Source organism: Ruegeria sp. F5 (assembly GCF_056533845.1).
On the sequence record NZ_JBQFOU010000001.1, the window covers coordinates 431,516 to 453,197 of the forward strand.

General features: G+C 58.3%; 17 protein-coding genes. 5 read left to right on the plus strand and 12 right to left on the minus strand.

Features of this window, described 5'->3' with window-relative positions:
• Positions 1-58 precede the first annotated feature (58 nt).
• The 5 genes from ACR0K1_RS01855 to ACR0K1_RS01875 form a co-directional block, all read right to left on the minus strand.
• The gene (locus tag ACR0K1_RS01855; protein WP_480848439.1) at positions 59-4,336 is read right to left on the minus strand and encodes an Ig-like domain-containing protein; all 4,278 of its coding nucleotides are present in this window, start codon (positions 4,334-4,336) and stop codon (positions 59-61) included.
• Positions 4,337-4,363: 27 nt separating this feature from the next.
• Positions 4,364-4,651 (minus strand): hypothetical protein, encoded by a 288-nt coding sequence (locus ACR0K1_RS01860; protein WP_480848441.1) that lies wholly within the window; start codon positions 4,649-4,651, stop codon positions 4,364-4,366.
• Positions 4,642-5,151, minus strand: coding sequence for a peptidoglycan-binding domain-containing protein (locus tag ACR0K1_RS01865; RefSeq protein ID WP_480848443.1), 510 nt, complete (start codon positions 5,149-5,151; stop codon positions 4,642-4,644). Before ACR0K1_RS01865 ends, ACR0K1_RS01860 begins: the two co-directional genes overlap by 10 nt.
• A gap of 348 nt (positions 5,152-5,499) precedes the next feature.
• Entirely contained in the window at positions 5,500-5,967 is a 468-nt protein-coding gene (locus ACR0K1_RS01870) for a cysteine hydrolase family protein (protein ID WP_480848445.1), read from the minus strand.
• Between the two features lie 35 nt (positions 5,968-6,002).
• Entirely contained in the window at positions 6,003-6,416 is a 414-nt protein-coding gene (locus ACR0K1_RS01875) for a VOC family protein (RefSeq protein WP_480848447.1), read from the minus strand.
• A 182-nt stretch (positions 6,417-6,598) separates the two neighbouring features.
• Here ACR0K1_RS01875 and ACR0K1_RS01880 point away from each other — a divergent pair, with 182 nt between their 5' ends.
• The 3 genes from ACR0K1_RS01880 (at position 6,599) to ACR0K1_RS01890 (ending at position 12,228) form a co-directional block, all read left to right on the plus strand.
• The gene (locus ACR0K1_RS01880; RefSeq protein WP_480848449.1) at positions 6,599-8,416 is read left to right on the plus strand and encodes a BCCT family transporter; all 1,818 of its coding nucleotides are present in this window, start codon (positions 6,599-6,601) and stop codon (positions 8,414-8,416) included.
• Between the two features lie 180 nt (positions 8,417-8,596).
• Positions 8,597-10,660 carry an oxidoreductase gene (locus ACR0K1_RS01885; protein WP_480848451.1) on the plus strand — a complete coding sequence of 688 codons (2,064 nt, stop codon included), beginning with the start codon at positions 8,597-8,599 and terminating at the stop codon, positions 10,658-10,660.
• Positions 10,657-12,228 carry a trimethylamine methyltransferase family protein gene (locus ACR0K1_RS01890; protein ID WP_480848453.1) on the plus strand — a complete coding sequence of 524 codons (1,572 nt, stop codon included), beginning with the start codon at positions 10,657-10,659 and terminating at the stop codon, positions 12,226-12,228. Before ACR0K1_RS01885 ends, ACR0K1_RS01890 begins: the two co-directional genes overlap by 4 nt.
• A gap of 70 nt (positions 12,229-12,298) precedes the next feature.
• Here the strand turns inward: ACR0K1_RS01890 and ACR0K1_RS01895 are convergent, their stop codons facing one another.
• Complete coding sequence (locus ACR0K1_RS01895; RefSeq protein ID WP_480611405.1) at positions 12,299-13,951, minus strand: ABC transporter substrate-binding protein; 1,653 nt, start codon at positions 13,949-13,951, stop codon at positions 12,299-12,301.
• Positions 13,952-14,046: 95 nt separating this feature from the next.
• On the opposite strand from ACR0K1_RS01895, the gene ACR0K1_RS01900 reads away from it, so the two are divergent.
• Complete coding sequence (locus ACR0K1_RS01900) at positions 14,047-14,994, plus strand: LysR family transcriptional regulator (protein WP_480611403.1); 948 nt, start codon at positions 14,047-14,049, stop codon at positions 14,992-14,994.
• Here ACR0K1_RS01900 and ACR0K1_RS01905 read toward each other — a convergent pair.
• On the minus strand, positions 14,991-15,329 hold the full coding sequence (locus ACR0K1_RS01905) for a type II toxin-antitoxin system RelE/ParE family toxin (RefSeq protein ID WP_480611401.1): 339 nt from the start codon (positions 15,327-15,329) through the stop codon (positions 14,991-14,993). The genes ACR0K1_RS01900 and ACR0K1_RS01905 overlap by 4 nt on opposite strands.
• Complete coding sequence (locus ACR0K1_RS01910; protein ID WP_480611399.1) at positions 15,329-15,604, minus strand: hypothetical protein; 276 nt, start codon at positions 15,602-15,604, stop codon at positions 15,329-15,331. Before ACR0K1_RS01910 ends, ACR0K1_RS01905 begins: the two co-directional genes overlap by 1 nt.
• 344 nt (positions 15,605-15,948) lie before the next feature.
• Between ACR0K1_RS01910 and ACR0K1_RS01915 the strand changes: the two genes are divergently transcribed.
• Positions 15,949-17,133 (plus strand): nuclear transport factor 2 family protein, encoded by a 1,185-nt coding sequence (locus ACR0K1_RS01915; protein ID WP_480848457.1) that lies wholly within the window; start codon positions 15,949-15,951, stop codon positions 17,131-17,133.
• A 50-nt stretch (positions 17,134-17,183) separates the two neighbouring features.
• Here ACR0K1_RS01915 and ACR0K1_RS01920 read toward each other — a convergent pair whose 3' ends face one another.
• From ACR0K1_RS01920 to ACR0K1_RS01935, 4 genes are all read right to left on the minus strand, one after another.
• Positions 17,184-18,176 carry a nuclear transport factor 2 family protein gene (locus tag ACR0K1_RS01920; RefSeq protein WP_480848459.1) on the minus strand — a complete coding sequence of 331 codons (993 nt, stop codon included), beginning with the start codon at positions 18,174-18,176 and terminating at the stop codon, positions 17,184-17,186.
• 78 nt (positions 18,177-18,254) lie between these two features.
• Positions 18,255-19,139, minus strand: a complete 885-nt coding sequence (locus ACR0K1_RS01925) for a carbohydrate ABC transporter permease (protein WP_480611393.1) — start codon at positions 19,137-19,139, stop codon at positions 18,255-18,257.
• A 2-nt stretch (positions 19,140-19,141) separates the two neighbouring features.
• Positions 19,142-20,173, minus strand: a complete 1,032-nt coding sequence (locus tag ACR0K1_RS01930) for a carbohydrate ABC transporter permease (protein ID WP_480611391.1) — start codon at positions 20,171-20,173, stop codon at positions 19,142-19,144.
• A gap of 80 nt (positions 20,174-20,253) precedes the next feature.
• Entirely contained in the window at positions 20,254-21,483 is a 1,230-nt protein-coding gene (locus tag ACR0K1_RS01935) for an ABC transporter substrate-binding protein (RefSeq protein WP_480611389.1), read from the minus strand.
• Positions 21,484-21,682 lie beyond the last annotated feature (199 nt).

Sequence of the window (21,682 nt, forward strand, 5' to 3'; positions counted from 1 at the left end):
CAGCCAGACACCCCGTTCGCCCGGTTCAAGCGGAGTGTCCAGCAAAGCCACCAAATCGCTAGAACCTCAAGTTGTACTGGCCTTGCAGATCGAACGAATCCGTAAAGTTCTGTTGCACCCCAAGGCTCACGTCGCTTCGGTCACTGAAGCTTTTCTGATACCCGATTGACAGCGCGTGCGAACTGAACCCGTCGCTGGCAAAATCGTAGGCATAGTCAAAGTCCAGTTGCCCAAGATACAAATCCACGGACAGCCCCAGATCGACCGTTCCGCCGATCCCGTTCGTGCCATCCTCGGATATAGTGAAACCGGGTGCGCCCACTCCGGCATTGGTAAAACTGGACGTGACATATCGGGTGTCGTCCAGAAGCTCTCCACGTGCGGTCAGCCCTCCTCTGACCTCAGCCCGAACCTGCTGAGACAGGTAAATCGGTCTGCTCGCTGTCACGCCCAAAACAAGTTGCAGTGAATCGTAGGTCTCGGATTCCGTGTTCAAAGCCAGACCTCCGCCACCGGTTTCGGTGTAGGCGTCGGTTTTCAGACGCAGGTAATCAAGCCCGATCCTCCACCTCAGTTCGGCGCCCGATGTGACCTCTTCGAGCGCATCGCCATATTTGCCGAGGCTTTGAACATAGGAAAACGTCGGCACGATATTGATATAAGTGCCGTCGAAATCGGCCTGCGCACTTTCATCAACCGAAACGCCATTGGCCTGGAACCGGATGCGCCGGTCACTTTCGTAGGACACGGTGCCGACCGTCACATAGCCATCAAAATCGATACCCGGCGCGATCCAACTGTCAGCGTAGCCGTAAACGGACGCCTGAAATGCCTTGCTGTCCAGACCGCCACCATCAGAGAAATCGGTGTCCGCGTCTGTATACCCGATCGCCGCACCGATGGCTCTGGACTCGCTTGGTCTGTAGTCCAGCCCGACCAGAATGTTGGCCGCCCGACTGTCAAAGCTATCCGAATTGGATGTGCCGTCCCTTTCACTGAACGAGAAGTCACCGGATACGAAGAAACCCCACGGTGAATGTCCCAATTTGTCATCCCGCGACAGCCCGAGCGTGCCGCGAATGATATCACTGAAAAGCTGCGTGGGTATGTTCTCACCTGACATCGAAACGTTGACGCCGCTGATGTCGAACCCGCGGACACCGCCGTTTCTTAGGTTACGAATGCGGTTGGTGATCCCGCGCCCCAGATCCCGCGCCATTGTCTGAGCGACGTCAACAGTCGCAAAATGCTCTTCATTTCGAAGCGCACGCATGGCGTTTTCAAGATCCTCTCCGTTCAGCGCCGCAGCGGTCAGGTTGACACAGGTATCCAGGAATTCCTTGTTCGTCGCACCCACACAGCTTTGCTCGAAACTCCGCGCAACGCGACGCAGTTCCGGATCGCGTACAGCGGAAGAAATGGTGAAGCTGCCAGCATTGAGGACTTCAATCGTCACTGTTGCCGAGGATGGGTCACCCGAGGGATTCTGAGCGCGGTAAACGGCCGTTGTGGTTCCAACAAAGCTATCCAGCGCAGTGAAGACGAGCGTTTGACCAACAACCGATATCGTTCCGACAGTGGACGCATCTGGTGCCGAAAGCAGAGTGATGGATGTTAGCCCATTACCGGACGTCACTGCGCCCAGGTCATTCTTCAAAACGGATATGGTCAGAGAAATACCTGATAGCGATACGGCACTGTCGTCTCTCGCCGCGACGCTGCCTTCAGGCAGAACAGTGACTGTCACCAACGTGGGATTTGTCGTCGCGGCAGAGTTTGTTGCCGTGTAGGTGAACGTATCCGTCCCTACGAACCCAGGGTTCGGCGTGTATGTCAGAGTCAAATCTCCGTTAACCGTCACTGTGCCATTTGTTGCGGCAGTGGGTATTGCCAGCGACTTAGCCGATCCGCCTTTGTCATTTGCCAAAACGTCTATCGAGATCGATAGATTGGCGATGGTGGACGTTACGTCCGGTTGCGGTTCGACGGGCGCTGCACCCACAAAAATCGTGATGACGGGAGGGTTCTCAGCCGGGAAGAAACCCGGCAAGCCCCGCAAAATACTCCCGCTGCCGTTCAGTTGGCCTGCATCGTTGACCGGTAGGACGGCGACATCATATCGCCCCGGCGTCAATGCGGCGCCTTGGGCGACTGAGATCTGCCCGCTCGAGGAAATTTGGAAGTTCCCGCTTGTATCGATCTGGGTGGGCGGTGAGTTTTTGCCGCGGCTAAACAGGTAGGTTACGATTTGAGTGTCTTTACCTCCAACGGTCTTACCCGCATCTTTAACAGTCAGAGGCGCACCAACAGGATCACCGACACCCGCCGATTCACTGATCTGCAAAGCTTCTGCTGGGGTGTTCAGTTCGGGCGCAAAAACATCCTCTGCATTTGCCATACGCTGTGGAAGATTTGTGAGCGCACCTTGCTGGACCGTGCGGTCAAGACAAAGCGCCAAACCGTAGGCGTTAAACACCGGATTTGTCGGTGCACAGTCTTTTTTGAATACGACATCGACACCTACTCGACCGGGCAAGTGGCATGTCAGACAAGCGCCTCCAGTTTGTTGCGAAGCTGGTTTGAAATGGTTGTTGTACCGCTGGCTGATACTGTTGGCATACAACCCGGGTGTTCGCCCGATAGAGTTATCGACGCCGTTTATTCGGATAGTTAGGGATTGCGCCTCGGTTAACACACCATCGCTAACCGAGTAGTTGACCGTTATCTCGGCAAAGTCACCAATATCCATTTCTTTTAGTTCTGACGGCTTTATGGTCAGAACGTTGTTGCTGATAACGGCTATTGTTTTTGGATCGTATATGATCTCGCTCGGCACTCGGAAGTTTTCTACAATGGGTGCCAATGAAGACGCAGTAACGGTGAGTGGATCACCATCGACATCAAGCACATACCTAGAGTCCAAGAAGTCGATATCCAGGCGATCAACTGTGTCATTGACCTGAATCGGCGCAACGACATTTGCAGTTGGTCGATCATTGACAGGTGTGACGGTCAAATTGACCATACCTTGGGCTGTCCCCGCGCTGTTTGTCACTTGGTAGACGAAACTGTCATCACCATTGTAGTTGAGAGCGGATGTATAAGTGAACCGACCGTCGGGGGCCATCGTGACTGAACCCTTATTCTGCGTGTCCGATGTCAGAACGCTGAACATCGGGGTTCCGCCGCCCGGTGGGACAGAATCGTTTAAGGCCACTGAGGCCGAGAATGGAGTGTCTTCAATCGGACCTGCCGTGCCCGTGCCAGGAAATCTATCATCTACAGCCGTCGGCGCATCGGCGCTGCTGAGCCCCGGCACCAAGATTGACGAGGTGATCGTTCCACCTTGAAGGTTTTCTCCGTCAATCGGGCAGTATTCAAAAGTGACGGCCGTAGGGCCTGCGGGAAGTGGCGAAGGCAACGTGTAAAGTATGCGGTTTCCGGCACCGTTCGCTTGAATTGTACCAAGAGCCGCAGAACCGCTGGCAAATCCAACGCAACCGAGTTTGGGCGGCGGAGAAACGGTGTTCCCCGTCGGTATTTTAGAATCTGGATCATCGTCATTTACTAGAACGTTTAGCACCCACTGGTTGGAAGTCGAATCCACGTTTGGGCTGCCTGCGTTGAGTGTGTCGGCTTGGCCTATAGGTGGGACGTTTTGGAAACGAACGTTCACCTTGTTGCGGTTTAACATTTCTGACGTCACGGGTTTGAAACCACTGCCGTTTACGGGCACGAACTGTATCAGGTAGGACTTAGATCGGTTTGCGCTCCGATCGCGAATAAATCCACTCGACAAGCTTATAGACAAGTCAGCCGAGTTACCATTTCGCGCAGCGGACGCTGCCAACCCACTCGCACTTGAGATCGTAAGGCCAGTCAAAGTTTCTTTGGTGCGGGGGGCCGAAGCACGACCGCTATTTGATTTTCCACCATCAAAAACCAAGGGGATGGTCACACTGCTGGCAACACCGCTAGAAGAACTAGAATCTGAAGGGTTCACTTGCAAATTATAGGGCCCGCTAGCAGGCACGCTTTGATCGTCAACCATAGAGAGACTAGGCGCATAAATATCGTTTAGGTACCTGATGACTGCGTTCATATCAGACGATCCCACCGCACGTATTCTGTTACGTACATCTACGCCATAAATCTGTGCGTTTACCGGGGGTTGTCCTGAACTAGGTGATGATTGTTCATGACAAAAAATGCACGACACACTTGTTGAATACACGCTATTGTGCACAGCTTCGTATGTGCCAAATGCATGCGAAAAAGTTGGAATCGTAAACAAAAAAGCAATCGCGACAGCGCGTAACTTCCGCACAATATTCATCACTCTGTCCCCCTACGCCCCGCCCGATCAACAAAGATCGGCGGCAAATATTCTTGTTTCCCAGTGTGTTTTGGCCAACGTCAGCACCCGCTCTTCGGCGGTGTCTGGCAAATGGCGGTTAAATTGAAATACAAATATGTCAGGAGCGGTCGGACCGGCTTGGCTGTCCGTCGTTAACTCAGCGACGCGCCCTCTCATAAGGGTTCGAAGTCTTTCGTCGCTTTCGCTCAAAGCAACGCTATCCGCCAAACTAGACAAGACAGATACGCATGTTGAATGCGCAGATTTATCTCTGATTGCAGCGATCAGTTCCAAGCGCCGCCACCCCCGCCTCCTGCGCCGCCGCCCGAACCGCCACCACTGGCACCGCCTTCACCACCACGATCATCCGTTGTGGTGCCGGAAGCCGCTGAAGAGGCCGCTACCGCAGGAGCAACGGATCGTGACGTGGGTGCCGGCGCAGGGGTCTGTACGCTGAGATTCAGCTGTTCGTTCGACAAAAACGCGGTGTTGGTTCTGAGCGCGTCCAGCAACTGGGCGCTTACATAGCCGTTTGCCGGGGCTCCGATATCGCTTTGGAATGCACGTATGGCAGCGCGCGTGCTCGAGGTGATCAACCCGTCGGCGGGCTCATTCAAATAGTCCAGAGCGCGCAGCCGTCCTTCGATTTCGGCACGTTGCTCGATTGACATTGGCTGGTCGGAGGATGGCCAGTTAACGGATGTGAAAGCGGCTTTTTCATATCCCGGAGGGGCACAGGCCAGCAAACTCATCGTGACAACAGAGTAAAGAAATATCTGAATTTTGGTCGACATTTAACCTTAACCACTCGTCAATAATTTTTCAAAAGCCACTTATTCAGCTGTTAACTTTATTACCACTTTAACATACATTTTTGTTATAAAATTTTTCTGGACCGCGAAAATTTAGCCTTTCGCATTGAAACTTCATCATAAATTTGGGCCAGGAAAGTGCGCCTCTGGAACGATCTCATTGTCTTTTTCGGCCATGCGCAGCTTCGGTGATTGCGCCGGAAAACCGTGCTCTCCATCGGGTCAGCGGCGTATCGTCCAACGAATGATATCGTCAAAAAAAGCACTCAAACGGTTGCTGCCACGAACCGAATGCAAAACGGTCGTCCGAACCCAAAGGTCATACCGCCGTCAGAACAGGTCAGAGTGTTTCTCAACCACCTGCCCGAAGTGATGCCGCCACAGGTCCACACCCAGCTTGCCACTGCGATCCAGCGAGGACCCGACAACCGCATCCGCCACGATGGTCGGCTGCAACCCGGCATCGAACAGAGCAAAGCCCGCAGCCAGCACGCAACACTCGGCCTGAATGCCGCAGACAAGAACGCGATCCACGCCCCAGCTTTGAAGAACCGAGATCACATCCTCGGGTGGCCTGTACCCGAATTTGAAGAAAACTTGATCCGTCCCGACCAGCCCGTCATCGACCGAGCGCGGTGTCCATCCGATCTGGCGATAAAACGGCACCTTCTGCTCATCGTACCGGTGGACGGTCGCAACCGACGGCATGCCCGAGGCCAGCGCCTGACAGCGTTCCACCAGCCAGTGCGGCGGGTCGAAACTGGGCTGAACGTCCACGACCAGCACGGCCTGTTTCATGTCTCTCCCTTTATTTTGGCGAACCGGCTGCAGGGTCAGACGGCCTGATGAACTTCAATGATATTTCCTTCGGGGTCGTGAAAGAAGATCTGGTGCCACTCTTTCGCAAAGGCGGTTCCGTAGTCCGAATAGCGCACGCCCTTGTCGTCCAGCAGCGTCTTGAAGGCCTCGATGTCGTCGGTCCGAAAAGCGATATGGCCGCGTTCTACCGGGTTGATGGCCTCACCGTGTTTAAAGGCCACATCCAGGTTCTTCTCGGCCAGATGCATCTGCATCGCCCCGTCAGTGGCAAAACGGATTTTGCCGCTGTAGCCGGTTGCGTCTGTCGCCTCGGGCCTCGGAAAATTCTCAATCGGAATATCCCGCAGCCCCAGAACATTCGTATAGAAGTCATGCAGCCGCTCGACGTCATCAGACACATAGTTGATATGGTGGAATTCCAGTTTCATGACCCGCCGTCTTTTCTGTTTGCGCCTGGCTCTAGCAAACCCCGGAACCGGTCCGTCTGACAAGCCGGAACGGTGGCCAAGTGAACGCAAGCCACGCTGAAAACGGTTGCAGTTGCGCGGCGTTTCCCGGATGCTCGGCGTTGGGGCAAAAGACGCAGGAACCGAGCTGGGCCGGAAGAAATATGTCGCTGGAAGAGCCATTTACAGACCTGAAAATCGAAAGGCAGTCGACCGGGTTTTACAAAGGCTACAGCCTGCCGATCGCTCTGGTCAGTAAAATCACGGTCTCACTTCTGGTTCTGTGGGCGCTGGTCTGGCCGCTTTCGGCCAACGACACGCTGCGGTCCTGGAAATCCGGCCTGCTGGCCGAGTTCAACGTCTTTTACGACATCTCCGTCGTGGTGTTTGCGTTTTTTCTGTTCCTCGTCGCCGTCATTCCCGCCACCGGGCGGATGCGGCTGGGGGCCGAGGATGAACGGCCCGAGTTTTCCAATTTCTCATGGTTTTCCATGATGTTCGGCGCAGGGCTGGGCGTCGGTCTGATGGTTTACGCCACCGCCGAGCCGCTGGGATTGTGGGAGACCAATCCCCTGACCGTCTCGGGCGAGGTTGCCTCAAAAAGCGAGGACGCAATCCAGGGCGCTTACCGCTATACCTTTCTGCACACCGGGTTTCACGCCTGGGCCATCTACGTGGTGACGGGGCTCAGCCTGGCTTACTACGCTTACACCCGCGGCATGCCGCTGACGATCCGGTCCGCCCTGACGCCCTTGCTGGGCAAATATTCCAACGGCATTGCGGGGCATGTGATCGATATTCTGGGCGTTGTGGCAACGATACTGGGCGTCGCCGTGACCATCGGCTACGGGGTATCGCAGCTTGTCGACGGGGCCTTTCTGATCACCGGCGGGCACTGGCTGATGGAGGCTGCAGACAGCGCGATGAAACCATCCACCGCTGGCCTGATTTCGGCCCTGGCGCTGGTGATGCTGATGTCGACCCTGTCCGCCGTTTCAGGCGTCGGGCGTGGGGTCAAATACCTGTCGAACCTCAATCTGGTGCTGTCGCTGATCCTGCTGACCGTGTTTATCCTGTTCGGCTCCTTTGCCTTTGCCATGACGACCTATGGGCAGGCCCTGCTGGATTACATCATTAACTTCATCCCGCTCAGCCTGCAGGCCCATACCCCGATGACACAGGCCGAATTCGCATCGGCCCTGCCCCCCGAAGCCGCCCCTTTCGTGGCCGAGCTGTTCCCCGGCGCAACCGATGCCTGGGGCACCAGGGACAGTTTCCTTGCCGCCCTGAGCGGGGAAGCTGCCGCGCTGTCAGACGCCACGAAAACCGCCGCCTACGATGCCGGAACGCCGGGGCGGTTGTTCGACTGGCAATCGGGCTGGACCACCTTCTATTGGGCGTGGTGGATCGCGTTTTCCCCGTTTGTCGGCCTGTTCCTGGCCCGCATCTCGCGCGGGCGCACGGTGCGCGAGTTCATTTTCGGCGCGGTGGTCGCCCCGTCGCTGGTCTGTTTCGCATGGATGACCATTCTGGGCGGCTCGGCCATCGACCTTGAACTGAACGGAGATGCCAACGGGGCGATCCTTGCGGCCTCGACCACAGCGACGCTGTTTGTGACGCTGGAACAGATGATCTCGGGCCATCTGCTGACCATCATCAGCTTCATGTGCGTGGTTCTGACCATGACATTCCTTGTCACCTCGGCGGACTCGGGCATTCTGGTGATGAACACGATCATGTCCGGCGGCACCGAAGATACCAGCGTCACGCATCGCATCCTGTGGGGCGGCCTGCTGACACTGGTGATCGGGACGCTTTTGATCGCGGGCGGCGGCGGGCTCGAGGCGCTGACCAACTCGATGATCATCGGCGCCCTGCCCTTCAGCCTGGTGTTGCTGCTGATGTGCGTGTCGCTGGCTAAGGCGATGATCAACGATCTGCGGCGGTCCCAATACGAAGACACCCCGTCGCACCCTGAATGAAACATTAAGGCTTGGGGCCGTTTTCTTAATCTTTCCGCCGGGGTGGGCTTCATGTCGGGCGGATAGATGTCATTGGACTGTCCGATGGCGACCCCATCCCAAACCCGCCTGACAGTCAATTCGCCGACAAGACCAAACTCAAAGGAACCGCAACGGATCAACTTAAGGAAGGGCCGCGCCATGTCCGACGCACAGGTTTATGCACCGCTGTTCCAGCCCATCCACCTTGGTCCCGTCACTGCGAAGAACCGTTTCTATCAGGTCCCTCATTGCACCGGCCTTGGCCATGTCCGCCCCCGCGCCGAAGCCGCCCTGCGCGGCATGAAGGCCGAAGGCGGCTGGGGCGTGGTGTCCACGCAGGAAACCGAGATTCACCCGACCTCGGACCTGGCCCCCTTTGCCGAGGGTCGTCTGTGGGATGCCCGCGACATCCCGGCCCTGTGCTTGATGACCAATGCAGTGCATGAACACGGCGCGCTGGCAGCAGTGCAACTGGTCCACAACGGCAGTCACGCGACCAACCTTTTGTCCCGCGCCCCGGTGCTGGCCCCGTCCGAGATGGCGACCACTGCGGCACAGCCGAAACAGGGCCGCGCGATGGACAAGGCAGATATCCGCGCCCTGCGGCAATGGCATCGCGACGCCGCGCTGCGCGCGAAAGAGGCCGGGTTCGACATCATCTATGTCTATGCGGGCCACGGGATGACTCTGGCCCAGCATTTCCTGCTGCCGCATCTGAACACCCGCATGGATGAATATGGCGGTTCACTGGAAAACCGCGTGCGCCTGACCCGCGAGTTGCTGGAAGACACCCGCGAGGCCGTGGGCGACACCTGCGCCGTGGCTTTTCGCTTTGGAATTGACGAAATGCTCGGCCCCGACGGCATGCAGGCCGCCGAGGAAGGCCGCGCCGTGGTCGAATTGCTGGCCGACCTGCCGGATATCTGGGACGTGAATGTCTCGGACTGGTCGAACGATTCGGCCACCACGCGGTTTCAGCCGCAGGACGGGTATCAGAACGACTATCTGGCCTATGTCAAACAGGTTACGAACAAGCCGGTGGTGGGCGTCGGGCGTCTGACCTCGCCCGATCTGATGCTGTCGATGTTGCGCAAGGGGGTGGTCGATCTGATCGGGGCCGCGCGCCCTTCGATCGCCGACCCGTTCATCCCGCGCAAGATCGAAGAGGGGCGGATTGACGAAATCCGCGAATGCATCGGCTGCAACATCTGCGCCGCCTCCGACGGGCTGGGCATTCCGATCCGCTGTACCCAGAACCCCACGATTGGCGAAGAATGGCGGCGCGGCTGGCACCCCGAGCGCATTGCGTCTCGTGGGCAGGCACAGCAAACACTGGTCGTCGGCAGCGGCCCCGCCGGTCTGGAGTGTGCCATGCAACTGGCCCGGCGCGGGTATGACGTGACCTTAACTGAAGGCGAAATGGATTTTGGCGGGCGGGTCCTGCGCGAAAGCCACCTGCCGGGGCTGACCGCCTGGGGCCGGGTCGCGGATTACCGTCTGAACGACCTGCGCCAGCGCGCCAATGTGCAGATGTTCACCGACAGTACGCTGGACGCCGATCAGGTGCTGGAACTGGGCATCGACCACGTGTTTCTGGCCACGGGCGCACGCTGGCAGGCGGACGGGATCGGACGCAACACCCGCCGTACCCCGCCCTTGATCGACCCGGCCGCCTTTATCTACACACCTGACGAGATCATGGCCGGGTCCGAGCCCGAAGGCTCGGTGCTGGTCTATGATGACGACCACATCTATCTGGCTGGAGTGATTGCCGAAAAGCTGGCGCAAATGGGCTGTGATGTAACCTTCGTGACCCCGGACAGCACGGTATCGGCCTTTTCCGCCTACACGCTGGAACAGCACCGCATTCAGGCGCGGCTGATCGAACTGGGCGTGGAGATCCGCTGCAATCAGGTGCTGCATAGCGTCGCGCCGGATCATGCGACCATGGCCTGCACCTATTCCGGGCGGCACAGTCAGATCGATTGCGCCTCGGTCGTTCTGGTCACGGAACGGCAGCGCAACACGTCGCTCTATGACGCGTTGCAGGGCAAAGGGTTAAAAACGCTGGGGTTGATCGGCGACGCCGCCTCACCCGGCCTGATCGCCGATGCGGTCTTCGACGGGCACCGCGCCGCGCGCGATTTCGAGCGCCCGAAACAGGAAGCGGAGCAGGACTGGTTCCGCCGGCAAATCACCGATCTGCGGGAGGAGACGACATGACCGACGCCATCGTAAACACATCCCGTCGCCGCGGTGGCGGCCGCGCGGCGCGCATTGCGCTGCAGCAGGCCACGACCGGCAACGAGGCCGTGCATGGCGGCATCGCCGGTGGCCGCTATCGCCCGCTGTCGCAAACGGATATGGAGGCCATCCACAACGCCGCCCTGACCGTGCTGGACCAGACCGGCCTTGCCGATCACTTCCCCGAACTGCTGGATCTGGTTTTGCCGAGGGGCGCGGTGCTGAACGCGCACAACCGCCTGTGCTTTCCCCGCGCGCTAACCGAGGACCTGCTGGCCGGTGCCGCGCGTGAATACTATGTCCACGCGCGGGGCGACCGCGCGGGCAAGGACGATATGCACTGCACCGCGCAAAGCGTCTATTTCGCCAATTCGGGCACGGCGGTCACGACTTTTGACGCCAAAACAAAGTCCTACCGCCCCTCGGAGCTGCGTGACATCTACGATTTCACCCGGCTGGTGGACCGGCTGGACAATATCCACATGCTGGGCGCAACCGTTTTGGCCACCGATGTGCCCGACGATTTCACCCATGACATGAACATGGTCTACGCCATGCTGTCGGCCAGCCAGAAACCGGCCTGCATGGCGTTTCGCGACCGCAGGCATATCCCGCCTGCCATCCGCATGTTCGATCTGGCTTCGGGTGGCGAAGGGTCGTTTCTGAAAAAGCCGTCGGTCGTGTTTGGCGGCTGTCCCATTGTCTCGCCCCTGCGCATCGGGCGCGAGAATATGGAGATCCTGGTCGACACCGCAAAGCTGGGCCTGACCGTCGATCTGGCCGTGCCGCCGCAGGCGGGCGCAACCGCGCCTGCAACGCTGGCCGGAACGCTGGTGCAGGCGGTGGCGGAAACGCTGGCCTGCATCGCCATCGCCAACCTGATCAAACCGGGCTGCCCGGTCAGCTTTTCCGCATGGCCCTTCATCACCGATCTGCGCAGCGGGTCCTTCACGGGCGGCAGTGGCGAACAAGCCCTGATCGGGGCCGCTGCCGTGCAGATGGGGCAGTTCTACGGCCTGCCGACCTCAGTCGGCGCTGGAATGACCGACGCCAAGCTGCCCGATGCGCAATACGGGCTGGAAAAGGCTCTGACCTTCTCGCTGGCCGCCCACGCCGGGGCCAACCGGGTATGCGAGTTTGGCGGCATGCTGGGCAGCCTGATGGGCTGCAGCTTCGAAAGCATGGTCATCGACAATGAGGCCGGCGGGATGATCCTGCGGTCCTTGCGCGGCATCGAGGTCACGGATGAGACGCTGGCGGTGGATGTCATCCACAACTGCGCCATCGACCCCGGCCATTTTCTGGGCAACCCGCACACGCTGGGCTTTATGAATTCCGAATTCGTCTATCCCCAGCTGATGGACCGCGCCCGTACCGACACGTGGGAAAATGAGGGCAAGCTCGATCTGCTGGAACGGGCGCATGAAAGGGCAAATGCCATTCTGGGCAGCCATTTCCCGAACCATTTCGGCGCTGCCGATGCTCAGGTGCGCGCGGAGTTTCCAATCGTTCTCAGCAAAGAGGACATGCAGAATATCCGGGGCTGACCGACCCCCCAGGAACAACGCAAAAACGGCGCGCCCCGGGGGCGCGCCGTCTTCGATTTCAATCGGGTGCTTAGCCTTCCAGACCCAGCTTGTGCACATGGATCTCGTTGATCGGATGGCTGTCCGCGCCAACGATCCCCGGGCGCGAGTGCCGGTACAGCGACCGCCAATAGGGCTGGATGACCGTGCCGTCTTCGCGCAGGAAGGTCTCGATCTTCTCCATATGCCCGCGCCGCGTATCCGCATCGGCGATGGCCGAGGCCGCATCCAGCATCGCATCGAACTCATCGCTGGCCAGACCAGTTTCGTTCCAGGCCACGCCTTTCTTGTAGGCCAGCGTCAGCACCTGAACGCCCAGCGGGCGGTGCCCCCAGTCGGTCGAGCTGAACGGGTATTTGTTCCAGTCATTCCAGAACGTGTTGCCCGGCAGTACGGTCCGGCGCACCTTGATCCCTGCGTCGCGAAGCTGCGCCGCCAAAGCGTCAGTCGTGTTCCGGCGCCAGTCGTCGTCGATCGAGATGATCTCATGCTCGAAATCCAGCATGCCCGCCTCTTCCAATAGCGCGCGCGCGCCTTCAGGATCCAGTTCCGGCGCGCCGATATCGGCGTATTCCGGGTGGATCGGGCAAACGTGGTGGTTTTCCGCAATCGTGCCGCGGTTGGCATAGCCCAATTCCAGCAACACATTGTTGTCGCAGGCCATCGCCAGCGCCCGGCGGACCTTTGCGTCGGCATAAGGCGCAACGCCATCCACCTCGGCATCACGGTTGGTGCGCAGCACCAGCGTATTGGCCGAGACGGATTCGCTCTGGTTCCAGCCAATACCTTCGAAAATTTCGACAAATTCGCCGACCGTTTCATAGGTCATGTCGATCTCTTCCGCCTCTGCCGCCGCCAGGTGGGCCGCGCCGTCGGTGCCGTAGTCGATGAACTCGATCCGGTCCAGATAGGCGCCTTCGCCCCACCATTCGTGATCGGTGTTCTTTTCCAGCACGACCTTTTCGCCGACCGCATATTCGACCAGCTTATAAGGGCCGGTGCCAACAGGATCATTGGCCGGATCGCCCGACCAGCCATCCGGCACAATCGCAGCCGGATATTCGGTGACCGCCGGAATGATCGTGATATCGGGCCGCGTCAGGTTCAGCCTCAGCGTCAGATCGTCGACAACTTCCAAAGAACCTTCTGCCGGGCCATCCCCGGCCTCATTCTGCAGCGAACCCATGCGCGCAGCCATCGAGTTGCCTTCCCAGGTGCCATCGCACCAGCGCCCGAAATTATAGGCAACGTCCTGCGCCGTCAGCGTGCCGCGCCCGTCGTTCCAGTTCACACCGGGACGAATGCGCAGCGTGTATTGGGTGGCGTCGTCATTGACCTCCCAGCTTTCCAGCAAGCGCGGCTCGAACGTTCCGTCCGCGTTGTACTGGACCAGGTATTCCAGAAAACCGCGCACCACGTTGCCAAGCTGTGGCCAGTTGTAAAGCGGCGGGTCAAGCTGCGCGCGCACGACCTGCTGGATGCGGATCGTCCCGCCCGGCTGGATATTTCCGGCGGCCCGCGCAGGCTGCGCCAGACCGATCATCGAATAGGCAGCGGATGCCGAAACACCCAGCGCCGTTGCACGGGTCAGAAACTCCCGGCGGCTTAACTTACCGCTCTCAACTTCTTCCACATGCATGTGAACCGCAGGATGGACCTGCTGCGAATTGCTCAGACTCGTCATTCATATCTCCCCAAAATCTGGCCTTGCGGGCTTATTGTACCCGTTTGCCTAAGTTTTGATACAGATTCGATTAAATTTGCAGTAGTTGAATTTTTATGGATGACATTAGCAAAATTAATCGCAGCCTAAGCCGGAACCTGGTCGCACTGCACGCCTTTGACGAGGTCGCGCGCCACGAGAATTTCACCAGCGCGGCTGAGGCGCTCGGGCTTACGCAGTCCTCGATCTCGCAGCGGATCAAGGCGCTGGAAACCGAACTTGGGGTCACGCTGTTCACCCGCGAACACCGGGGCGTGTCGCTGACAATCGAAGGAGTGCGGCTGTTGAACGAGGTCCGGCCAGCCATGGTCCAGATGGGCCTCGCCGTCGGTTCCTTGTTGAATAGAAAGTCAAAACCGAGGGTGCGCATATCGGCGGACTTCGCGTTTTCCACCTTCTGGCTGCTGCCGCGCCTGTCGGTCCTGCGCGAAGAGATCGGGGATGAGATCGAGATCCAGATACTCGCATCCCCGACCCCGCCCGTTGCAGGGGCCGACGATTGCGACATTCAAATCCATGTCGCCCATTATGACCGGATGAAGCCCGGCGATGTCCTGCTGATCGAGGAAAAAGTGGCCGCCGTCGCCAGCCCTCAGCTATTAGCCACAACGGGGCCAATCCAATCTTCTGCCGATTTATTGAACGTCCAGCTTCTGAGCCTGTCTAAGCCGCCCTCGGCAGAATGGCAGACCTGGCAGGGCTGGTTCGAGAAGCTGAGCATCAGCGGCGAGCGCAAAAAGAACTATGTCAGTTTCAACAATTACGACATGGTCACGCAATCTGCGATCGCCGGAGACGGCGTGGCCCTTGGCTGGCTGGGGCTGGTCGATGGCCTGATTCAATCCGGGGCGCTGGTTCAAGTGACCGAGGACGTCGTAGTCAGCGACGCCGGGTATGTGATGTCCTGGGGGCAGACCAATCTGGGCCAGGGGCCCCGAAAGGTGTTTGACTGGATATCACGACAAGTCCGCTTTGCAGATGGCAACCGGACGATGGCGTCCTAACCTGAAACAGGAACGGTCCGTCGCTTCGCGGCAATATCGGTCCAGTTGCGCCCGCCGAATGCGATCAGGGCGATATAGAGCGTGTCCGTCTCGGGTTCGGGGCGGAACACGATGGTCAGGCGATTGCCCACACCGCCATCACGGACCAGCCACCCCGAAAGCCGCCCCTGCAGCCGCATCCCCGACTGCGGGTTCGCCAGGATCGATCGCACCAGCGCATCCACCTCGTCCAGTCGGCGTTGTGCGGCAGCGATATCGCCGTCGGTCACATCGACAATATGATCAGCGATCCCGATCAGATCCCGTTCGACAAACGGGTGGCGAACCAGACGCATCAGGTTCCTGAATTGAGCGAGGTCAGATAGGCCCGTGCCCCGGCCGAGATGTCGGAAACATCCCCGACCGGCTCCCATTTCCCGGTCGGCAGCGACAGGCGGCGCTCAAGCTCTGCCTCCAGCAGCGAATTCTCCCGCTCGCGTGCCGTCTTCGCCTTGGTCAACTCACCGGATACCGCCGCGCTGACATTGGGGTATTCACCCGCCTCGACCAGTTCCTTGGCAAAGGCATAGGCCGCTTCGGTGAAACTGACGGATTGCTTTTGAACAGTCATGGCAATTCTCCGATGGTGCTCCAATAGAATACCAGCCGAACCGGCACTGGGCAATATCGCCCGGTTCGTCCCTTGATGTCCGGGATAACCAGAGTGCCATGGTGGTCCGCGCGGAGGTTCTGTTGCCGCATCAAGCTCAGCATGGAAATCCCGAACCAGTTGTTCGGCGCTCTGCACTTCACTGGCATTTCGCAGTTCCATCATTGAAAACGCATGCATACTAATCCCCTAAATCCAAAAAATCAAAATTACATTGGTTACTGGCGCACTCTATACCTGTATAAAATAACTCAATATTCTGATAATTTAGCATACGTATTCGATCTACCGATTCGAGGTTCACAATGGCAAAAGAAACAGAGGTTCCCGTAAAGCCCGTGGCAAACCCTGTGGGCACGCAGTCCAAGAACACGCATATCCGGTTCCGCCCGCTGGGGGACGAACATATGCCCTCGGACTTTTCGGTTTCGCTTGAAAACTACCGCCGCGGCGGCACGCGCGAGTTCCTGGACAAAGAGCCCGATCACGCGGTCACCCAGTCCATGCGCGGGTTCGAGCCGCGTTTCAGGAACATCGTCGATTACATCGTCCGGATCACCCACCAGATCTGGGAGGAGAAGGATATCGGATATATCTATGACACCTACAGCCATGATTGCCGGGTGTGGGACGATATCGGCTTGCAATATGGTCGCGACAAGATCGTTGCGGATACCGTTCACACCAACAATGCGATCCCGGATGTTCGGCTGGTCGCGGATGAAGTGATCTGGGCCGGCAACGACGATGTCAGCTTTCACACCTCGCACCGGACGATGATCCTGGGCACCAATACCGGGTATTCGCGGTTCGCCCCCCCGACAAACCGCCCCCTGCGCCTGCTGTGCATCGCCAATTGCGTTGCCCGCGACAACGAGATTTACGACGAGCATGTCGCCTATGACACCGCCGCGCTGATCCAGCAGATGGGGCTGGATGTCGGCGAAACCGCACGACGCATCGCCTCGCAACGCGCCCATGGGCCGTTTGCGCCGAACTATGCGGCAAGCGATCCCAATCGCATGGACGGTCAGGGTTTTCCCAAGCGGCCCTCAATCCCCGATGTGGTCGACGGGAACGTGCGCGAATTCGTGCATGCGGCGTTCGAAAGCATCTGGAACCGCCGCGACTTTAGCGCCATGGACCGGGTTTACGCACCGGATGTCGTCTTTGAGGGCTCGACCAGCCGGGTCTATCGCGGTGTCGGGCAATTACGGTCCCATATCATGTCGATGATCGCGATGTTCCCGAATATCCGGATCTCGGTCGATGATATCTATTGGATGGGCAATGCCGAAGACGGCTATCTGGTCTCGGTTCGCTGGGGTGGCGTTGGCGCGCATCGCGGCAATGGCGCCTATGGCGAGCCCACCGGGAAAGAGGCGCATGTCTGGGGCATCACCCAGTGGCAGATCAAGGCCAACAAAGTCCTGAAGGAATGGACCGTGTTCAACGAGTTCGGCATTCTGATGCAGATTCTGGGCGACTGACGATTCCACCAGAGGGCAAGCCGCACCCCATTTGGGGTGCGTTTTTGCGCCTATCCCCGCATATGGGGCAGGCGCGCCAGAACGTCCAAACCCTGTTGTTTCCAGAAATGCAGCAGGTCGATGAAAATCCAGTTCTCGGTCAGCTTGTCACCCGAACGGCGATACATGTCGATCACGCGCATGTCGGCCGGTTTGCCGGTGGCCGGCATGCCCATGAAACCGCCTGTGGGTGTGAGGGTCAGGTTGGGCCAGCCGAAAAAGCCGCCGAAACTGCCCTCGGCAATCCGTGCGATGTGTCCGTTGAAGATGCGGTCACCAAACCCCTCGCGGAACGGTCCGGCATGCTGTTTGGCGTATCGCTCGATGGTATAGGTCGCACCGATCCCCGTTGGACCCCACCAGATCATGTCGTCGTTCCAGCTGCGCGGCAGTTCGGTCATCAGCCCCTGCTCTTCGCGGCCCTTCCAGTCGCGGATGTCGTTGATCATGAATTCGATAGCGTCCAGGGTCTTTTGCCCTTCGGTCGGGTCCTGCGGGTCGAACATCACGCCATCATGGGTCATCGGCCCCGGCTGAACCAGCTGCGCGCCGGTTTGCGGCGGGAACGGGTTAAGCCCCGCCTGCATCATCAGATGGGGAATATCGAAGAACATCGCTGTGTCGGTGATCTTGTCACCCTCCACGCGCATGAACTCGGCGTAGCGCAGCATGACAATCTTGTTCGTCGGGGGAATGTCCAGCCAGGGGTGATCGAACAGGCCCATCAGATGCCCCATCGAAGCCACCCAGGTACCGCCATCGTCCAGCCCGTTTTCGCCCGCCATGAACAGGTCGAGCCGTCGCTGCATGCGCGTCACCGAGGTTTTCAGCGGCACCCAGAACCGGTTCGCGACTTCAACCGGATCGTGAATTTCGTTGAACGGATGGTATCCCCGCCACAGCGCGTCTGGCGCGCAATATTTCTTGAGGGCTTCCACCGGATTTGCGTCGATGGCTGAGTAGTAATCGCGAACAAGCGATTTGGCGGATTGAAGATCGGACATGGGGCGCACGCTGGATAGTGTCATTCGGGAAGGCAGAAAAGAATCCGGCCCGTAAGGCCGGATTCCGATTGGCTGAGATCAGCCCTTTACGGCACCAGCGGTCAGGCCGCTGACGATCTGGCGCTGGAAGAACAGGATCAGGAAGAACAGTGGAACCAACGCACTGACCGCCGCTGCAACAGCGAACATCACGTCTCCGGTTTCGCGCACTGTGCCAAGGAAGCTGTTGATTTTTGGGACCATCGTCTGGTTTTCCGAACTCAGCAAAACCGCACCGATAGCGAAATCATTATAGGCCAGAAGGAAGCTGAACAGCCCCGTGGTGATCACCCCCGGCCACATCACCGGGATGATGACATGGCGAAACGCCTGAAACCGGGTACAGCCGTCGACCATGGCGCTTTCATCCATGTCCTTGGGGATGTTCAGAAAGAACGAATGCAGCATCCACAGGGTAAACGGCTGGTTGATCGCCACCAGAACGATGATGGTGGTACTGAGCCTGCCCCAGATGTTCCACTCAAAAAATGGCAGCAGATAGCCCGAAACCAAAGTCATGTGCGGCATTGCCCGGAAGACAAGCGCCAGCATCAGCAGCCAGAATGCATAGCGATAGCCGGACCGGGCCAACGCATAGCCACCGAGCGTTCCAAGTGTCAGCGAAATTACCACGGTGAAGAACACGACTATCGCGGTGTTGATGCTGTTGCGCCAGAACTCCTGTTCGACCCAGGCCCCCTGGTAACCCGCACTGGTAAAGGCGCTGCCGGTTTCGGCCTTGGTCATCACGCCATAGATCGCGTTGGTCCAGTCTGTCTTGGAAAAGAAGTCAGGCTGAACTTTGAACGACCCCCAAAGTGTCCAGATGAACGGGCCGGCGGCAATGAATATCCACAAGACCACAAAGCTTGTGGTGAACCAGATCAAACCTTTGGAGCGTCTGTCTGCGACGGATGTTGTCATGATCAGGCCCTTTTCCGGTTAAAGTCGCGCCATGTGCGGATCAGCACGGGTGTCAGAAGGATAGCGACGCCTATGATCGTCATGATCGATGAGGCACCGGCAGATCCGAATTGCGGAATGTCGCCGCCGCGCAAGTCGTTGTAGATGATGTACGACAATGAGGTCGCTTTGGCCGAAGCCTGGAACGCCAGAATGGGTTCAAGCATCCGGAAGTTGTCCATCAACTGCATCAACGTGATGAACACGACCAGAGGCATCATGTACGGCACAACCACAAAGCGGATGGCCTGCCAGCGGGTGGCGCCATCAATTTTCGCGGCCTCAAGCGTTTCCTTCGGGACGGTCTGCAACCCGGCGTAAAAGACAATGAAGCTGAACGGGGTCGAACTCCAGATTCCGTAGACGATCAACATGATCCATGTCAGCGGTGCCGAGGCCTTTAGCGAAAGGTTCGGGTCACTGAACATCCACTGCAGCGTCGCGCCGATGATACCGTCGGCATCCACCATCCAGAAAATGATCAGCGCCCCCACCAGCGGCGTCACGATCATGGGCAGCAGAGATACGAAAATAGTCGGTCCCTTCAACAAGCTGGGGACCCTGTTGACCGCAAGCGCTACACCCAGCCCGAACAAGACCACCAGGGGTGTGACAACAAACGTGTAGGTCAGCGTAAAGATGAGTGCTTTGTAGAACGGCAGGTTCAACAGCTCTGAGAAGAACGCGCCAAAGGAGTCCGTTTCCGCCCAGGCCACGCCCACTTGTTCAAAGGCAAGGTGTTTGCGGTTCGTATACGTGCGCAGACCGTTGAACCGGCCTAAGGGGGCTTCTTCCTGCAGGGCTGCCGTGGCCTCAGTATCAACCTGCAAAACCGTTTCGCATTTGAACGGTCCGCAATTTTCCACCTCGACCATGATCTGTTCGTGTTCGACAAACAAAGACTGGATAGCAACCGACACGGTAGGCAGCGCAATAAACAGGATCATTGCGGCCAGCGATGGCAGTATGAACCAGAAGAACGTGCGATGTTTCATAGACCAACACCTGCGTCAGCTTCGCGATTGGGTGACCCGGGGCGGACCTGACCGCCCCGGGTGTTCTTCAGAGGCAATCCTCAGAGGTAACCGGCTTCTTTTGCCGCTGCGATATATGCCGCTTCGATATCCGCCAGCGTCTGCTCAGCGCTTTCGTTGCCCTGCAGGAAGTCCGGCAGTTCTTCGAAAAACGCCTGATGCAGCAGGCCCATATAGGGCAGCATCGGGTATGGCTCGGCCCCGCCTGTTGCGGTTTCAGCCACGCCAACCGCCGCCGGGCCCGGCTTGTACGAATCCATCAGCCAGACCGCCGCGTCGTTGTTCGATTCGACCATCTGTGGCGAAATGCCATTCATCATGGCAATAAAGGTCGCCTCGGCATCTTCGTCCGAGATGTTCTTGGAGATGGTGAAACCGTCCCACCAAAGGGTGGAGGAAGGGGTGTCGCCACCCGCAACGGTCGGCGCACCGGCCAGAACGGTGTTTTCCGCAACACCTTCCGCCGCGCCTTCACCGCCCAGCAGTTCACCACCGCTCGAGCCCCAAAGCTGCGCAATCGCCAGATCGCCCGATTTCCAGATCGGCACCACGGTCGCGGTGTTGTAGGTCAGGAAGTCCGGGTTCGACAGCGACACCAGGTCTTTCATCATGTTCAGCGTCGCAACACCCGTTTCGTTGTTGATCGCCGGTTCCGCCGTGCCGGGTTTGAAGAACTCGCCCCCGTGGCCCAGATACATGTTCACGAACTCTTCGCCCAGGTTCCAGTCAGACATGCTGAGGAACGCAAAGGGATGATCCATGAGACCGGCATCCTTGATCGCCTTGCCGGTTTCGACCACCTCTTCCCAGGTCGCAGGCACGGGCTTGCCGACCTGATCCAGAATGTCCTGACGCACGAACAGGTGCTGCGCGTTTGCCATGAAGGCGATGGCCATGATCTTGCCGTCGATGGTGATCAGCTGGTTCTTGCCAAGCGCCTGACCGTGTTTGGCGACCAGATCATCCAGCGGGCGGATCAGACCTTCGTTCAGCAGCGGCACGATCGAAGAGTTCGCAACAATGACCGAGGTATATTCAGCCGGGTTCGCCGTCAGCGCCTGAACGGTGATGTTGCGGAAATCCTTGTTGTGGTTGGCTGCAACCGTCACGCCGCCAGTGCATTCAGCCGCCGTGGACGTGATCGCCTTGAGTGCCGGGAAGTCATTGGCCAGCACGTTGACGTTGCCGCTGGCAATCTCGCACTCGGCATAGGCGGCAGTGGCCATCAGAGCCGCAACCGCACCGGCAGCGAAGTTTTTAACTAGATTCATCGTTAGGGATCCTCCGGTTGGTAACTGAGCAGGTGCCAACCTGCTAAGTCCTTTGTTTTTTCGGCGTCGCTTCGCCATTTATGCATTCGCATTCATCATTATGCCAATTTATCTCCACATGACAAGCTAATCCTTATTGGTGTTGATTTTTCTTAATATTACGCAGTTCATGGCTTAATACGGCCTATTTCACGGGCGT

What these genes read in the sequence shown, in the direction of transcription:
- ACR0K1_RS01865 (WP_480848443.1), bottom strand. Translation starts at nt 5,151, where the DNA reads ATGTCGACCAAAATTCAGATATTTCTTTACTCTGTTGTCACGATGAGT.
- ACR0K1_RS01915 (WP_480848457.1), top strand. Translation starts at nt 15,949, where the DNA reads ATGGCAAAAGAAACAGAGGTTCCCGTAAAGCCCGTGGCAAACCCTGTG.
- ACR0K1_RS01895 (WP_480611405.1), bottom strand. Translation starts at nt 13,951, where the DNA reads ATGACGAGTCTGAGCAATTCGCAGCAGGTCCATCCTGCGGTTCACATG.
- ACR0K1_RS01855 (WP_480848439.1), bottom strand. Translation starts at nt 4,336, where the DNA reads ATGAATATTGTGCGGAAGTTACGCGCTGTCGCGATTGCTTTTTTGTTT.
- ACR0K1_RS01870 (WP_480848445.1), bottom strand. Translation starts at nt 5,967, where the DNA reads ATGAAACAGGCCGTGCTGGTCGTGGACGTTCAGCCCAGTTTCGACCCG.
- ACR0K1_RS01920 (WP_480848459.1), bottom strand. Translation starts at nt 18,176, where the DNA reads ATGTCCGATCTTCAATCCGCCAAATCGCTTGTTCGCGATTACTACTCA.
- ACR0K1_RS01910 (WP_480611399.1), bottom strand. Translation starts at nt 15,604, where the DNA reads ATGACTGTTCAAAAGCAATCCGTCAGTTTCACCGAAGCGGCCTATGCC.
- ACR0K1_RS01900 (WP_480611403.1), top strand. Translation starts at nt 14,047, where the DNA reads ATGGATGACATTAGCAAAATTAATCGCAGCCTAAGCCGGAACCTGGTC.
- ACR0K1_RS01880 (WP_480848449.1), top strand. Translation starts at nt 6,599, where the DNA reads ATGTCGCTGGAAGAGCCATTTACAGACCTGAAAATCGAAAGGCAGTCG.
- ACR0K1_RS01930 (WP_480611391.1), bottom strand. Translation starts at nt 20,173, where the DNA reads ATGAAACATCGCACGTTCTTCTGGTTCATACTGCCATCGCTGGCCGCA.
- ACR0K1_RS01935 (WP_480611389.1), bottom strand. Translation starts at nt 21,483, where the DNA reads ATGAATCTAGTTAAAAACTTCGCTGCCGGTGCGGTTGCGGCTCTGATG.
- ACR0K1_RS01890 (WP_480848453.1), top strand. Translation starts at nt 10,657, where the DNA reads ATGACCGACGCCATCGTAAACACATCCCGTCGCCGCGGTGGCGGCCGC.
- ACR0K1_RS01875 (WP_480848447.1), bottom strand. Translation starts at nt 6,416, where the DNA reads ATGAAACTGGAATTCCACCATATCAACTATGTGTCTGATGACGTCGAG.
- ACR0K1_RS01885 (WP_480848451.1), top strand. Translation starts at nt 8,597, where the DNA reads ATGTCCGACGCACAGGTTTATGCACCGCTGTTCCAGCCCATCCACCTT.
- ACR0K1_RS01905 (WP_480611401.1), bottom strand. Translation starts at nt 15,329, where the DNA reads ATGCGTCTGGTTCGCCACCCGTTTGTCGAACGGGATCTGATCGGGATC.
- ACR0K1_RS01925 (WP_480611393.1), bottom strand. Translation starts at nt 19,139, where the DNA reads ATGACAACATCCGTCGCAGACAGACGCTCCAAAGGTTTGATCTGGTTC.